Origin of the sequence: Flavobacterium tegetincola DSM 22377 (assembly GCF_000425485.1) — a bacterium.
Classification (GTDB): domain Bacteria; phylum Bacteroidota; class Bacteroidia; order Flavobacteriales; family Flavobacteriaceae; genus Flavobacterium; species Flavobacterium tegetincola.
In genome coordinates, this window is sequence record NZ_AUDN01000007.1 from 170,204 (window position 1) to 184,963 (window position 14,760).

13 protein-coding genes and 1 other RNA gene are annotated in these 14,760 nt (G+C 35.0%); 4 read left to right on the plus strand and 10 right to left on the minus strand.

The window, feature by feature from the left end; translation table 11 throughout:
- Nucleotides 1–14: 14 nt before the first annotated feature.
- From H602_RS0100880 to H602_RS0100905, 6 genes are all read right to left on the minus strand, one after another.
- Nucleotides 15–440: an acyl-CoA thioesterase gene (locus tag H602_RS0100880; RefSeq protein WP_026976318.1), complete on the minus strand. Its 426-nt coding sequence runs from the start codon at nt 438–440 to the stop codon at nt 15–17.
- A 212-nt stretch (nt 441–652) separates the two neighbouring features.
- Complete coding sequence (locus H602_RS17940) at nt 653–2,236, minus strand: FMN-binding glutamate synthase family protein (RefSeq protein ID WP_035758626.1); 1,584 nt, start codon at nt 2,234–2,236, stop codon at nt 653–655.
- Between the two features lie 34 nt (nt 2,237–2,270).
- Entirely contained in the window at nt 2,271–3,875 is a 1,605-nt protein-coding gene (locus tag H602_RS0100890) for an AMP-binding protein (protein WP_026976319.1), read from the minus strand.
- Nucleotides 3,876–3,886: 11 nt separating this feature from the next.
- The gene (locus H602_RS17945) at nt 3,887–6,217 is read right to left on the minus strand and encodes an oxidoreductase (protein WP_051224084.1); all 2,331 of its coding nucleotides are present in this window, start codon (nt 6,215–6,217) and stop codon (nt 3,887–3,889) included.
- The gene (locus H602_RS0100900; RefSeq protein ID WP_026976320.1) at nt 6,217–6,825 is read right to left on the minus strand and encodes a flavin reductase family protein; all 609 of its coding nucleotides are present in this window, start codon (nt 6,823–6,825) and stop codon (nt 6,217–6,219) included. The genes H602_RS17945 and H602_RS0100900 overlap by 1 nt, the downstream gene beginning before the upstream one ends.
- Before the next feature lie 202 nt (nt 6,826–7,027).
- Nucleotides 7,028–8,065 carry a formimidoylglutamase gene (locus H602_RS0100905; RefSeq protein WP_026976321.1) on the minus strand — a complete coding sequence of 346 codons (1,038 nt, stop codon included), beginning with the start codon at nt 8,063–8,065 and terminating at the stop codon, nt 7,028–7,030.
- A gap of 147 nt (nt 8,066–8,212) precedes the next feature.
- Between H602_RS0100905 and H602_RS0100910 the strand changes: the two genes are divergently transcribed.
- The gene (locus tag H602_RS0100910; protein ID WP_026976322.1) at nt 8,213–9,103 is read left to right on the plus strand and encodes a hypothetical protein; all 891 of its coding nucleotides are present in this window, start codon (nt 8,213–8,215) and stop codon (nt 9,101–9,103) included.
- A 79-nt stretch (nt 9,104–9,182) separates the two neighbouring features.
- On the opposite strand, the gene H602_RS0100915 is transcribed toward H602_RS0100910, so the two are convergent.
- The 3 genes from H602_RS0100915 to H602_RS0100925 all read right to left on the minus strand — a co-directional run bounded on the left by H602_RS0100915 (nt 9,183) and on the right by H602_RS0100925 (nt 11,396).
- Nucleotides 9,183–9,629 carry a hypothetical protein gene (locus H602_RS0100915; protein ID WP_026976323.1) on the minus strand — a complete coding sequence of 149 codons (447 nt, stop codon included), beginning with the start codon at nt 9,627–9,629 and terminating at the stop codon, nt 9,183–9,185.
- Between the two features lie 152 nt (nt 9,630–9,781).
- A complete protein-coding gene (hutI, locus tag H602_RS0100920; protein WP_026976324.1) occupies nt 9,782–11,023 on the minus strand; it encodes an imidazolonepropionase in 1,242 nt (413 codons plus the stop codon).
- A gap of 91 nt (nt 11,024–11,114) precedes the next feature.
- On the minus strand, nt 11,115–11,396 hold the full coding sequence (locus H602_RS0100925) for a TIGR03643 family protein (RefSeq protein ID WP_026976325.1): 282 nt from the start codon (nt 11,394–11,396) through the stop codon (nt 11,115–11,117).
- A gap of 149 nt (nt 11,397–11,545) precedes the next feature.
- On the opposite strand from H602_RS0100925, the gene corA reads away from it, so the two are divergent.
- The gene (gene corA, locus H602_RS0100930; protein WP_026976326.1) at nt 11,546–12,622 is read left to right on the plus strand and encodes a magnesium/cobalt transporter CorA; all 1,077 of its coding nucleotides are present in this window, start codon (nt 11,546–11,548) and stop codon (nt 12,620–12,622) included.
- A 12-nt stretch (nt 12,623–12,634) separates the two neighbouring features.
- Nucleotides 12,635–13,363: a DUF1003 domain-containing protein gene (locus H602_RS0100935; protein WP_211224007.1), complete on the plus strand. Its 729-nt coding sequence runs from the start codon at nt 12,635–12,637 to the stop codon at nt 13,361–13,363.
- Between the two features lie 71 nt (nt 13,364–13,434).
- Here the strand turns inward: H602_RS0100935 and H602_RS0100940 are convergent, their stop codons facing one another.
- Nucleotides 13,435–14,514: a glutaminyl-peptide cyclotransferase gene (locus H602_RS0100940; RefSeq protein WP_026976328.1), complete on the minus strand. Its 1,080-nt coding sequence runs from the start codon at nt 14,512–14,514 to the stop codon at nt 13,435–13,437.
- Between the two features lie 88 nt (nt 14,515–14,602).
- Here H602_RS0100940 and ffs point away from each other — a divergent pair.
- An RNA gene (ffs, locus tag H602_RS19550) (signal recognition particle sRNA small type) lies at nt 14,603–14,700 on the plus strand.
- Nucleotides 14,701–14,760: the final 60 nt, after the last annotated feature.

Below are 14,760 nucleotides of genomic sequence, written 5' to 3' on the forward strand. Positions count from 1 at the left end.
TGCAGTTAGAACAGCTATTGCAACTGATATTTTTCTATTTCACTTTTCATCTGTTGATTGAATGGAGCCGACTTAATTTGATCGCGACCTTCAATGAATTCAACATTAACAAGAGTCACTTCCCCTTCTAAACACGTTTTTCCATCCCGCTCTAAAAATTCAAATCCACATTGGACTGAGGAACCTCCAAGTTTAATGACCCATAAATTTTTAGTTAGGAGTTCGCCTAAACGCGCGGCCTTTTTAAATTGTACTTTTAAATCGACAGTTGGAATTCCATTCGTTTCATGAATTGTGGAAAATGGTCGATCTAGTGCTTCTTCAAACCAGTCTTCTACAAGGTCGTTTAGCATTTCGAGAAAGCGAGGATAAAATACGATTCCCGCATAATCCACGTGTTTAAAACGGACTTTTTCTTGTTTTGTAAAAATGTAATTCATATTTTATGTTTTGTCTGGTTTGATTCGTGTATAGAAAAGAATATTGAATTCAGCATTGACTATTATAATGGTCCAGTTCGGAATTTGTAAAGCTTATTCATTTATAACCAAAAAGCGCGACCTAAGCAAGTTCCATTTGGGCTATGTAAAATTGCTTTTTAATGCTTCTATACCTATCGATATGCATTGTAAAGCTGCAAATAGTTTCAAACTTAAAAGCTTTCGAAACTTGCTTTTTTCCAAAAGGGTTTAAACTTTTTAGGAACAGTATCTTCATTAAGTAGACAACCTTTGTCCAATTCAGGATACGTTTCTGCAAATGTCTGAATTGTAGTACGATCTACTCGCATACTTACCACATGTCGGTCCACTTGATCAGGATGGGCAATTCCAGCAGAAGCAATCAGATCCATGGCACTTTTTACAGTTTCAAATTGAAAACGTGCAACACGAACACTTTTTTGCTCAGGCACAAGACCTTTTGTTAAGCGTGGGTTTTGCGTTGCAACTCCTGTCGGACACGTATTTGCATGACATTCCAAAGCTTGAATACAACCCAAAGCAAACATCATCCCTCGAGCAGAATTGCATAAATCAGCTCCTGTAGCCAAGGTTTTAATGATGTCAAAACCAGTAACTACTTTTCCGCTGCAGATAATTTTAATTTGATCTTTGATGTCAAAACCGTTTAAGCAATCGTAAACAAATGCCAGAGCATCGCGAAGTGGCATTCCCACGTGATCAGAATATTCAAGTGGTGCAGCACCTGTTCCACCTTCGCCACCATCAACGGTGATGAAATCAAAATAGGTTTTGGTATGCACCATTGCTTTACAAATAGAAATAAATTCGGACTTGTTTCCAATACAAATTTTCATACCAATGGGTTTTCCGCCCGAACCTTTCCGAAGTAATTTGATAAATTCCATTAACTCCAACGGATTGGTAAAAGCAGAGTGGGATGGAGGTGAAACAATGTCATGACCCTTTGTTACTAAGCGGATTTCGGCAATTTCATCCGTCACTTTTTCCTTAGGTAAAATTCCACCGTGACCTGGCTTAGCACCTTGAGAAAATTTAATTTCAATCATTTTAACTTGTTCATATTGAGCACGTTTTGTGTACTGCTCAAAATTGAAGGTTCCGTCGTCGTTTCGGCAACTGAAATAACCTGTTCCAATATTCCAAACCACATCGGCTCCATATTGCAAGTGATAAGGAGAAAGTCCACCTTCACCCGTATTGTGGTAAAAACCACCTTGTTTGGCACCTGAATTTAAGGCCATAATCGCATTTTTACTCAAAGAACCGTAACTCATGGCACTGATATTATACAAACTTGCGTCGTATGGTTTCTCACATTGGGATGAGCCAATTCTAACCCGTGGATTTAAATCAACTTCCGAAAATGGAATTGCTTTAATGCTGTGATTGATCCACTGATAGCCCACTTCATATAGATCAAGTTGTGTTCCAAATGGCGTGGTATCATTTTCATGTTTACTTCGTTGATACACCAAGCTACGCTCTAATCTGTTGAATGGTTTTCCATCTAAATCGGTTTCAATAAAATATTGACGTGCTGCTGGACCAACGGATTCTAGAAGATACCGCATTCTTCCAAGCAGTGGAAAATTTCTTCGGATGGTCCTTTTGGATTGGTACATGTCAAATAATCCCATTCCGACTAACGGAAGTAAAATCAACAATAGAAATACAGATTTCCAATTGACGTAAGTCATCCATCCAACAATACACAATAACGTAAAACTAACTACTAAAAATACTTTTCTCATTTCAATTTTTTGATGACATCAAAGTCATTACTATTTAATTTTTGAGCTTATAACGCTGAATTTTGCCTGTTTCCGTTTTTGGCAATTCGGCTACAAAATGAATAATGCGTGGATATTTATAAGGAGCGGCAACTTTTTTGAACCAATTTTGCACTTCCAAAGCAAATTGTTCCGATGCGATCGTGCCTTCTTTGAGGACAATGTAAGCACAAACTAACATACCTCGTTCCTCGTTTGGAGCACCAACAACGGCACATTCTAAAACGGCATCATGTGTTAGTAAAACACTTTCTACCTCAATAGCTGCAATATTATAACCGGAAGAAATGATCATATCATCTCCTCGAGCTACAAACCAGTAATAGCCATCTTCGTCCTTTCGAAAAACATCACCCGTAATATTCCATTTATTTTCCACATATTCTTTCTGTTTTTCTATGGAATTTAAATATTTACAACCGGTAATTCCTCTCACTGCAAGTCGGCCAGGTTCATGATTTATAATTTCTTTTCCATGCAAATCCACAATTTTTGCTTCGTAACCGCGAATGGGTAATCCGGTGGCTCCTTTCCGCATATTTTGCTCGTTCGAAGAGATAAAGATATGAAGAATTTCTGTAGAACCAATGCCATCAATGATTTTCAGACCCGTTAAATTATACCAATCTTCCCACACTTTTAGCGGGAGTGTTTCTCCTGCTGAAACGCATTTTCGTAACGAACTAATAGTGTAATCGTTGACCTTGGTGCTGATAATACGCCAAGCTGTTGGTGCGGTAAAACAAATGGTAATTTTAAAATCTTGAATGGCTTTAAGGAGCAATTCAGGCGAAGGTTTTTCGATTAAAAAGGTAGAAGCTCCATAATAAAAGGGGAATAATACCAATCCACCCAAACCGAAAGTGAAACCTAAAGGTGGGCTTCCTGTAAAAATATCTGTTGGTGTTACGTCCAAAGAATTTTTTGGAAATGCTTCACAAATCAACAGTATATCTCTGTGGTAATGGGCAGTCATTTTTGGCTTTCCTGTGGTTCCAGAGGTAAAACCTATAAGACAAACGGCTTCTGGACCTGCGTCAAAATTTGTAAATTCTTTAGGTTTCTGCCGCATCAATATTTCTAATTCAGACTCATTGTCCGAACTTGGACTGAATGTGGTAATTGATTTTAAATACGATGATTGGACCGCTTCTAACTCTTCGACTAAGCTGATTTCGCAGAAGGCATGCGATATTTCTGCACAATCTATCATTGTAGTTAATTCTTTTTCGCGCAGCAAAGGCATAGTAGAAACTACAATTCCACCTGCTTTTAAAACGGCAAACCAAATGGCAATAAACATTGGGTGATTGGCGGAGCGTATTAATACTCGGTTTCCAGATTTTAATCCCAAATCATCCACTAGTACATGTGCAATTTGATTTGATTTTTCATACAAATCTTGAAATGTCCACAGCGAATCAAATGTTTGGATTGCAATTGAATTTCCTTTTCCCTCTCTGATATGCTTGTCTAGCAATTGATCTACACAATTGCTCAAATCTGAAAAGTCAAAATCGGGATGATCAAAAATGTAATCGGGTTGTAAATCTTGATGCGGCAAATGACTTTCAGCAAAATTGTCGGTATAGTTTTTCATTGCGACTTGGATTACTTGTGACTTTTAGGTTTCAACGCTTTTTTCATGCCCTCGGTCATTTTACGATTTGTTTTTGCTTCGGAAAATAACGTTTGAACTCCCATTTTATAGGAATTGGGAATATCATTTGTATCTAAACTTTCATAGGCTTGTGCATTTCTAACAAAATAAGGATTGAGTAATAACGGTTTACCTAATGCTACTAAATCGGCTCGACCGTTGAGAATTAGAGTATTTATTTGGTCAATGTCGGTAATTGATCCAGCTGTTATGGTAGGAATGTGTGCTTGGTTTCGTACAAAATCGGAAAAAGGTGTTTGCCACATTCTTCCCGTTAAAGGTTTTTGATTTACAACAGTATTTCCAGTAGAAACATTGATAATATCAGCTCCGGCTTGTTTAAAAGCTGCTGCTATGATTAAAACATCTTCAGGAGCAATGCCATTTTCGGCCCAATCGGTTGCAGATATTCGAACCGAAATTGGCTTTTGTTGCGGAAAGTTTTCTCTAATTACATTGAAAACTCGAATTGGAAATTTCAAACGATTTTCTATGCTTCCGCCAAATTCATCGGTTCGTACATTGGTCAAAGGTGATAAAAATGAAGCTAATAAAAATCCGTGATGGGCTTGCAATTCAATCATATCAAAGTTGGATTTTTCAGCATTTTGAGTCGCGGTTTTAAATTGCTTTACCACTACATCCATGTCAGCTAAATCCATTTCTTTTGGGATAATTCCTTCTGATTCAAATGGTATAGGAGAGGCGGAAATCAATTCCCAAGACTCAGAATTTGCTAATTTTTCGGTTTCCCAAGGCTTTTTATTACTTCCTTTTCGACCGGAATGTCCGAGTTGTACGGCAACTTTACAAGTAGAATTCTGGTGGATAAAATCATTTAATTTTTTCCACTCAAGTACTTGTTCTTCAGTGTAAATACCTGTACAACCTAAAGTTATACGACCTGTTTTACTGATGGAGGTCATTTCGGTTATTATCAAACCTAAACCACCTAAAGCACGCTGGGTATAATGACTAAAATGCCAAGAATTCGGCATTCCACTTTCAGCTTGATATTGTCCCATTGGTGCCATGACAATTCTATTTTCCAACTTTAAATTCTTCAAATAGAAAGGTGTAAAAGCCGCTGGAGTATTTAAAATCTCCGTTTGTATTCTTTGGTTGAATTCATGTAAAACTTTCATAGGAAATGTAGCATCTCGAATGGCCAAATTTTCAAAAGTCACTTTTTTTGAGCGTGTCATCACACCAAAAGCAAACTGATTGAACTCAAAATCCATGTATCGGTCCATGTTTTCAAACCATTCTAAGGAAACATTCGCGGCATACTGAATCATTTCTACGCGATTGCGTCGTACTTTTTCATATTTGGCAAAAGCGGCTATTTTATCAGTTCCAAATTCTACAATTGAATCCGACAAGCCAATGGCACATTCCATAGCTAATTTAGTTCCAGAACCAATGGAATAATGGGCAGTTGCCTTTGCATCTCCCAATAAAACAATGTTGTCTTTAAACCATTTTTCGTTGGTAACTGCAGGAAATTGTCGCCAATGCGAACGATTGGAAATCAATCCGTGTCCGTCTAATTCTTGTGAGAAAATAGAACATATTTTGGAAATTGTATCTTTTTCATTTGTAGTTTCAAATCCAGCATTGGCGTACGTTTCTGGCGAACACTCAAAAATCCACGTACTCATTCCTTCTTCGTATTGGTACGAATGGGCAACGAATGGGCCGAATTCGGTAGTTCTGAAAAAATAAGTAAAAGCATCAAGCGGCTTTGTAGAACCCATCCAAACAAATTTATTTTTCTTCATTTCGGTTTTTGTACCAAAATCGTTTTCAAATTGCGTTCGAATTCCACTATTTATACCATCACAAGCCACAATATAATCTGCTTTTAAATCCAATACATTTTCTATTGGATGTTCAAAATGTAGCTGCACACCTTCTTCTAAACAACGTTGTTGCAGCAATTGCAGTAATTTTTTTCGGGAGCAACCACAAAAACCATTTCCGGTAATTCGGACAATTTCGCCATCGCGAGCGACATCTAAATCATCCCAATACGCAAAGTGATTCCGAATCAAATCATACGATTTTGGATCACGAGTCAAGAATTCACTTAATGTTTCGTCTGAAAACACCACTCCAAAACCAAAACTATCGTCAGCTTTATTTCGTTCATAAACATTAATTTGGCAGTCGGGTAAAGCTTTTTTAGTTAAAATTGCAAAGTATAAGCCGCCTGGTCCACCACCAATTACAGCTATTGATTTTGGGGAAATAGTTTCATTTTGGGTTGAATTCTCAGTCATTAAGTTGGTCTTTTGATGGTGAATAATTCGCCTAACTTAGCATAATTTGATCCTGCTAAGCGCGAAATAGGTTGGTATTTATCTAGATTAATATGGAAATTATCAAGTAAAATATCATCTTGAACATGAAAGTGAACAATCCTACCGATAATTATAGTGGAACCGCCATTTTTATGGTTTTCTAAATTATAATGATGGACCAAAACGCATTCCATTGACACGGGACTTTCAGCGACTAAAGGTGGTTTTACTTTTAATGAAGCGCTCTTTTTTACATTGGCAAATTCAAATTCGCTTTCATGAGGTTGCAATGGATGTGCTGTGGCATTCATTTTTTCGGCTAATTCCTCGGTAACCATATTGACTACAAATTCCTTATTCGTAAGAATATTATTTAAAGTGTCTTTATTTACATTTCCTCCTCTAGAGATGGAGAACATCAAATGCGGTGGATCATCGCCCACTGCATTAAAATATGAAAATGGTGCTAAATTTGGAATTCCATCTTCACTGATGGAAGAAACCCAAGCAATGGGACGTGGAATAATTAAGCCTGTAAGTAATTTGTAAATCTCTTTTTGATGAAGTTCGTCCGGATTAAATTGCATGTGATGTAGATCTTTCTACAAATTAAAGAATTTTTTTAGAATTTAATTTCATGATTAAATTAAAAATGCATTTAAAATTAAGAGTATCACAATTTTACTCGAAATAGTTTTGTGAGTTGTAAAGTCATGGAATTGCAGCTCTTTAAAATTAAAAAAGCATATTATGAGGTAAATAGGATTGCAATAACAGCAGTCTTTTATATTACTCTTCAATAAAATTCGCCTTTATAAAATCAGTAACTAAGTAAGCAATCAACTTTCCGATCAAGTGACTGTTTTGTGCTTCTGCTAGATCAGGAGCACCTTCGCAAAGATGAAGATAAGCTACATTTGGGCTTTTGCCAAAAAAATGTATGAAATGACGGACTTCTTCAACCGAAAATCCACTCATAGTCATCGCGCTACTTGCGACATTTGGTAACGCATCAAGATCAATTTCTAAACCAAAACTTTCGGTAGCCACGTGACTTAAACCGTTAATTAGTTCCAATTCAAATGTTTTCTCTTTTGTGATTTTGATTGAATCGTAGGTGTTGTATTTAACCCGATGGTCTGTTTTTTTAATTAAGTCTAAAACACTTTTAGAGGTGTAGCTTTCATGCAATCCAAAAATGAAGTATTTTTTAAGAAAACCTTCTTCATACGCATAAGAAAATCCATTTCCGCTATGTCTGCCTTCCATGATGCGAAAGTCGGAGTGTGCGTCAAAGTTAATGGCGTTTATAGCTTTTCCTTTGGCTAAAGCCGTACCTTTTATATTTCCATAAGCATTATTATGACCGCCACCAATAATGATTGGAATTTTTCCCGCTTTAACAATACTGCAGATTATATGAGTTACTTCCTTATCCAGTTGAGACACTAATTTACTCAATTGCAATCGGTCTTCTGGTATTTTATAGTCAAATTGTGCAGCGGTATTCATTTCAGACGCCACATCAAGTTGTCCTAAAATCAATATACGGCTTCCTTTACAGAATTTATTATGTTGAATATTAGCAATACTTTTCAATGCACTTTCCCAAGCAGAATGCGTTCCCGGTCGACCAAAATTTGCACGAACTCCAATATCTTCAGGGATTCCAAAAAGAACATATTTGGCCTCGCTTGCCTTGAGGAATTTTAATGCATCTTCATTTTTAGGAATGGTGAGCATCTTTTCGCCAAATTTAATCTCGCCACTTCGGTGGTTTGTGATTTTGGCTAAATCAGACGCGGTAAAGGGAATCAAGTTTTCCATTGGAAGCTTTTTTTGATTTCAAAAATACTAATATTATATAAACTTACGTTAACATATGGAAGATTGCTAAAAAATAATATATTTTTGTTTCTATCTATTAAGGTAGAAAAGCATTAATTTAACTCAAGTATTAATTAAATAATTAAAATGGAAAACCAAAAAAGTAATTCAAGTCTTAAGGCCATAGTGGTAGTTCTAGCATTATTATTAGCAGGTAGTTTGGCCTATATTTTTAAAATGACTACTGATTCTAAATCAATGCAAACCGAATTGACTAAGGAGAAAAGCGAAAAAGCTACGTTTTTGACAGAATTAGAAGATTTAAAAGCAACTTATGATAAAGCTTTAGAGGACAATACTACGTTATCTGATGACTTAGAAGCAGAACGTGAAAAAGTGATCAACTTAATTGCTGATTTGAAAAAATCAAAAGGAGATGCCGTTTCAATGCGAAAATACCGCGATCAGTACAACAGTTTAAATTCAAAAATGAAAACGTTGATGGCTGAAAACGATATGTTAAAGAAGAAAAATGAGACTTTAACTTTGGAACGTGATAGTACTGTTGTTGTTTTAGGGGCTCAAAAACGTTTTAATGATACGTTGGTGGTTCAAAATGAAAATCTTGCAAAGACTGTTGAAAAAGCAGCTAAATTAAATATCATGAATTTGAGAACGCAGGCGATAAAAGTGCGAAATTCTGGTAAGCAAATTGACACTGATAAAGCAAGTCGTGCGGATCAATTGAAAGTTTGTTTCGCTATTGCACCAAATGCGGTAGCCAAGTCAGGTACTAAAACGTATTACGTTCAAATTATTGACAGTAAAAGCAATGTATTAGGCGAAAAGAAAATTGAAAATTTTGGAGATATGACACTAACCTATAGTTTTACAACAGATGTAGCTTACGACAATAAAGCCGTTGATGTTTGCGAGTTCTTAGACGCTAAAGGAAAAGATTTTGAGAAAGGCACCTACTTTGTTAACATTTTTGACAAATCAGAATTGGTTTCTAAAACAAGCTTTTCACTGAGATAAATTGGTTTTTACTTAAATTAAAAAGAGCGTTTGTGATATTCACAAACGCTCTTTTTGTATTTACCAGTTATGAATGGTATTAGATTTTACTTGTAAACTCGTAGAAATCCATCTTATATTTGGGATTAACCAGACGAAGCTTTTCATTTTTTGAATCGTATACAATTTCATATTTTCTTCCATAATACGTTAAAAAGTAGCTTCCTTTCTTAGGTTCTAGAGCAACTTTATTTTTCAAATCTCCATTCGCTGCTAAATAGATGGAGTTATTTTCTTTCCAAATATTTAAATTTAATTTTTCTGTATCAACAGCATTAAATTCTAGAATAGATATGTATTGAGCGTCTAATGTTTTTTGTCCAGTACTGTACGCTTCATATTCTGCATTAACCAAATCTCTTCCTGTATCAAGGGTATCAACAAAACTTCGTTTCTGTTCAATCCACTTTCCAAGCATTGGTTGCTTTTGAGCCATTGAGGTAAATGAAATTAGTACGACTGAGGCACTTAAAATTAATTTTTTCATAGGTTATGTTTTTTATTACGCAATAAATAATATTCCATTGGTATTTGTAAGTTCTACAATAATAACAGAAAATTAGGATATATAGTATTATTAACAATGTAAAATTAGAGTAAAAAACAAATATTCTTAGCATTCATTTTTAACAATGTTCACTATTTAGAAATTAGTGTACCATTAATGAAAACGTCTTCAATTAAATTACTCCCAAATGCATATGGAATTTGGTAAAAAGAGGAAATGGATTTAGTAATAATCAAGTTGGCTTTTTTACCGACCGTAATACTTCCATGAGTTTCAGAAATTCCCATAGCATATGCACCATTAATCGTTGCCGCATTAATGGCTTCTTCCGGCGTCATCTTCATTTTAATGCAAGCCGTGGCAACTACTAAATTCATATTTCCAGAAGGAGTGGTTCCTGGATTAAAGTCGGTAGCTAATGCCAACGGTAGTCCAGCATCGATCATTTTTCGCGCAGGCGTATACGGAATGCTAATAAAGAAGGAACAACTTGGCAAAGCAACAGCCATTGTATTTGAATTTTTTAATGCTTCAATATCAGCATCAGTAACTATTTCCAAGTGATCTACAGAAAGCGCATCGAACGCTACACACGTTTTAATACCGTTAATGGCGGTAAATTGATTGACATGGATTTTCACTCTCAAGCCGTATTTAATCCCAGCTTCCATAATTTGCTGCGTTTCATCAACAGAGAAATAGCCTGTTTCTAGGAAAGCGTCGATATAATCTGCTAAATTCTCTGCTGCAATTTTGGGCAACATTTCATTAATTATTAAGTCAATATAACCTTGGTGGTTTTCTTTGTAAGCAGTAGGGAAGGCGTGAGCTCCCAAAAAAGTAGCTTTTATCGGTAATGTAAAATTTTCCTTCAAACGTCTGATCACTCGAAGCATTTTTAATTCTCCCTCCACAGAAAGTCCATAACCGGATTTGATTTCAACAGCGCCTGTTCCTTGCGAGATAACTTCCTCCAAACGTTTTTTTGATTGTTCATAAATTTCGTTTTCAGAAGTTTCTAAAGTTCTCTTGGCTGAATTTAATATTCCGCCGCCACGATTGGCAATTTCTTCGTAAGATAGTCCGTTGATTCGGTCTACAAATTCTTGTTCGCGACTTCCAGCATATACAATATGAGTATGGCTATCGCACCAAGTTGGTAAAACTACGCGACCTTCGCAATTTATTTTCTGGTCAATTTCAAAGCATGGCAATTCAGACATCAAGCCAAAATCAGCAATGAGGTCGTTTTCAATTAGTAAGTAAGCCTCTTTAAGCAAAGGCAAATCAGCCATGTCTGCTCCAGAAATTTTATCTTGGTGTATATTTCGTACTTGAAGTAGTTCTTTTATATGGGTCAATAAAATTCGCATAATTTTTATTTTTTGTAAAAATAAAAGGGAAAATTTGAAAGACCTATTTTAAAGGCAAAAAATATGCATTGTGAAATGGAATAATATAAAACTATCTTTTTGATATTTTATTATGAGTAATTTGTCGTTGCAAATTACATTTAAAACGATCCATTCCGTCCATCCGAAGTTTAGCATGCTTAGTAGCTCGCCCTTGGACTCTTTTACGCCACATATTAAAACTGGAGCGTTTCATTTCTGAACGCATGATTTCTATAGTTTGCTGTTCTGAAATACCAAATTGAAATGTTATTGCTTCAAAGGGTGTGCGATCTTCCCAAGCCATTTCTATAATTCGGTCCAATTCTATTTCTGAAAAATTACTTTTGTCCATGTTACAAAAATATTTCAAATAGTAAGAGATTCAAATTCAACAGTCGTTAAATTAATTTTAAAAAATATAGTTCAATTTTTACAAAATATACAAAGTTAAATGTCGAAATTTGGACAACAAATCCGTTTCAAGAAAAAAGCAATTTCATTTTGAGAAAAGTAAAATACAAAAAAGGTAGAAAGTCAAAAAGTAGCATTTTTGAATATACCGGAATTCATACCACAGAACCTGTTGCTTTGCAGCTGATGATTTATGATTCAGAAAAGCTACAAGAATTTCAAAATATTTCTATTGCTGATATTCAAAAAAAATTAGCAGAATTACCAAAAACGTCCACCGCTTGGTTGAATGTACATGGACTTCACGACGTAGCAAAGATTTTGAAAATTAAAGAAGTCTTAAGTATTGATAATTATATTATTAGCGACATTTTAAATGTTGCTGCTCGAACTCGAATTGAGGAACTCGATGATTTCTTGTTCTTTAGCGTGAAATCTATTTTGCAAGAAGATTCAGAACAAGTTAAAGTAGAGCAAATTAGTTTTCTGTTAAAGGAAAATATACTTGTTTCCTTTCAAGAAATCAAGAGCGATTATTTTATGTTTATTCGAGAACGTATTCGAAATAGTGAGGGAATTGTTCGCCGGAAAGGATCGGATTATTTATTATTTCTATTACTTGATGCCATAATTGAAAACTTTTTCATCACCATTGAAAATTACGAAACTCGGATTGAGCAATTATTAATTGACGTAAAAACGGACGATGCAACGCACTTATTGGAATTGATTGAAAAGCAACGCGAGAATTTAAATTACCTCAAACGTTCCATTATTCCGCTTCGCGATGCTTTATTTTCTTTGAAAAGCACACAAGACGACGACGATTTTGACGGAATTAGCAAAGGAAATATTACTTTTTTTACAAGATTGCATCAAAAGAGTTTGGAACTTTTGGAACAAGCCGAATACGACATCAATACATTAGAAAGTGCCTCGAACCTGTTTTATTCGACGCAAAACCAACGTATGAACCAAATCATGAAAACGTTAACAGTGTTTTCAGTCATTTTTATGCCATTAACCTTTATTGTAGGCGTTTACGGAATGAATTTTAAATACATGCCAGAGATAGAAATGCGAAATGGCTATTATATTACATGGCTAATTATGATTGTACTCACCATAATTATGGTGTTTTATTTTAAGAGAAAGAAGTGGTTTTAAACTCAATTTAAGATGATAAAAAAATTTACAAGTGACATTTCTGGTACAGATTTTCCATCCAATCAACGTGTCAATGGTAGTACAGTTCGAAAAGAAATTTTGGACTTTATAATCAGGTTGCATCCTGATTTTACTGCTACTAAAAATATGTCCTTGTCGGAATTATCGCTCTTTAGGGAAAATTATATTGCAGAAATGCTCATTAGTCAATCTGGCGAATTGTCTGATTTAGAAGAGAAAGTACTTGCATCGTTAAAAAATGATACCTTGCTTTCGGACCAATTAGACGATGAAATTATTGATTTGTCTTTTGGTCAAAAAATAGCGGATCGTGTAGCTACTTTTGGCGGAAGCTGGACCTTTATATTATCATTTTTAGGTCTGCTGATCTTGTGGATTATGCTAAATGTAATTTTTCTGATGGACAAAGGATTTGATCCTTATCCGTTCATTCTATTGAATTTAATTCTATCGTGTATTGCGGCACTTCAAGCACCGGTGATTATGATGAGCCAAAATAGAACGGAAGAACGAGATCGTGAGCGCGCCAAAAAAGATTACATGATTAATTTAAAATCAGAACTTGAAATCAGAATCTTGCATGAAAAAATAGATCATTTAATTATGCATCAAGAACAATCAATGATCGAAATTCAGCGTATTCAACTCGATATGATGAAGGAGATTTTAGATCGAACTTTAGAATCCAAATCAGATGAAAAAGATGATTTAGGGATTTAAACTATGATGTACATTAAGATATAAAAAAATGCAGGAAATTCCTGCATTTTTTATATTCTTAAAAATAAAAACTATTCAGAAATACTGATTTCAAACATCTTATCCCAATTTTTTCCAGTTACAAAAAATGTTTTGGTTTTTGGATTGTACGCAATTCCATTTAGAACATCCAAATCAGGATGTTGCGTTACTTTTGATTTCAAATCTTTCAAATTTAAAATTCCTTCCACAGCTCCAGTTTGAGGATTAATTTTGGCAATGGCATCACGCATATAAACGTTACCGTAGATTTTTCCATCCACCCATTCCAATTCGTTTACATTCTTAACTTTATTTCCGCCAATATAAATATTGATAAAATCTTCTTCCTTGAAATTTTCCGGATTTACAATCCAAATTTTCTCACTTCCGTCTGACATGTACAGTTTTGAACCGTCATTTGTTAATCCCCAGCCTTCAATACTGTCTTTAAAATAAGGAAATGTGTTTAAGCGCTTGAACGTATCGGCGTCGTATACAAAAGCAGTTTTCTCGCGGTAAGTCAGTTGATAAACTTTGTTATTTAATACAGTAATACCTTCGCCAAACATAGCATTTTCCAGATCAGTTTGCTTGTAAACTTTCCCTGTTTTATAATCGGTTTTTCTTAAATTTGAAACTCCTTTAATTCCTGTTCCATTTCCAGCACCATTTCCAGTTCCTTCATAAAGCGTATCACGGTAAAATTCTAATCCTTGCGTATAGGATTTTATATCATGTGGATACGTATTCACGATTTTATAAGTCAAAGGTTTGGGCTGAATGTCGGTAATCATTTCAACTCGCGAAGTGACTTCTTCCGATTTTCCTTGGTAATATACAAGTGCCTTAAGTGCAACGTAACCCAATTTTTGATTGCTCCATTGGTAGTCCAAAGCTGTTGCATCATTTTTAGAACCCACTTTTTTGTTGTCTAAAAAATATACAATACTGTCCATTTTTTTATTTTCAGTATTGTCAATTTTCAATTTTAAAGCTTCTTTTCCGGTATATTGACCTTTTAAAAGACTTTGATCGAAGCTAAACGAATTACTTTCACTTTTTTTTCCATCGTTACAACTGACTGCTAAACCAGCTAAAATTATGAAGCCGAACAACTTATGTTTTTTCATGATCTAATTTAAATTTTAAACAATATACAAACTTAATGAATATAGTAAATTGCATTTGCAAAATTATAAAAAGATTGTATATTTGCACCGGCAAGTCCTACACGACCAGCTCCTGCAGAATCCCCCAGGGTGGGAACGCAGCAAGGGTACGCGGTTGAGCGGTGCGATGTAGGTAGCTTGCCACTTTTTTTTGATATCAAATGTACGTCTTCCATTAGGAAGATTTTTTTATTTTTGGACGTTTGT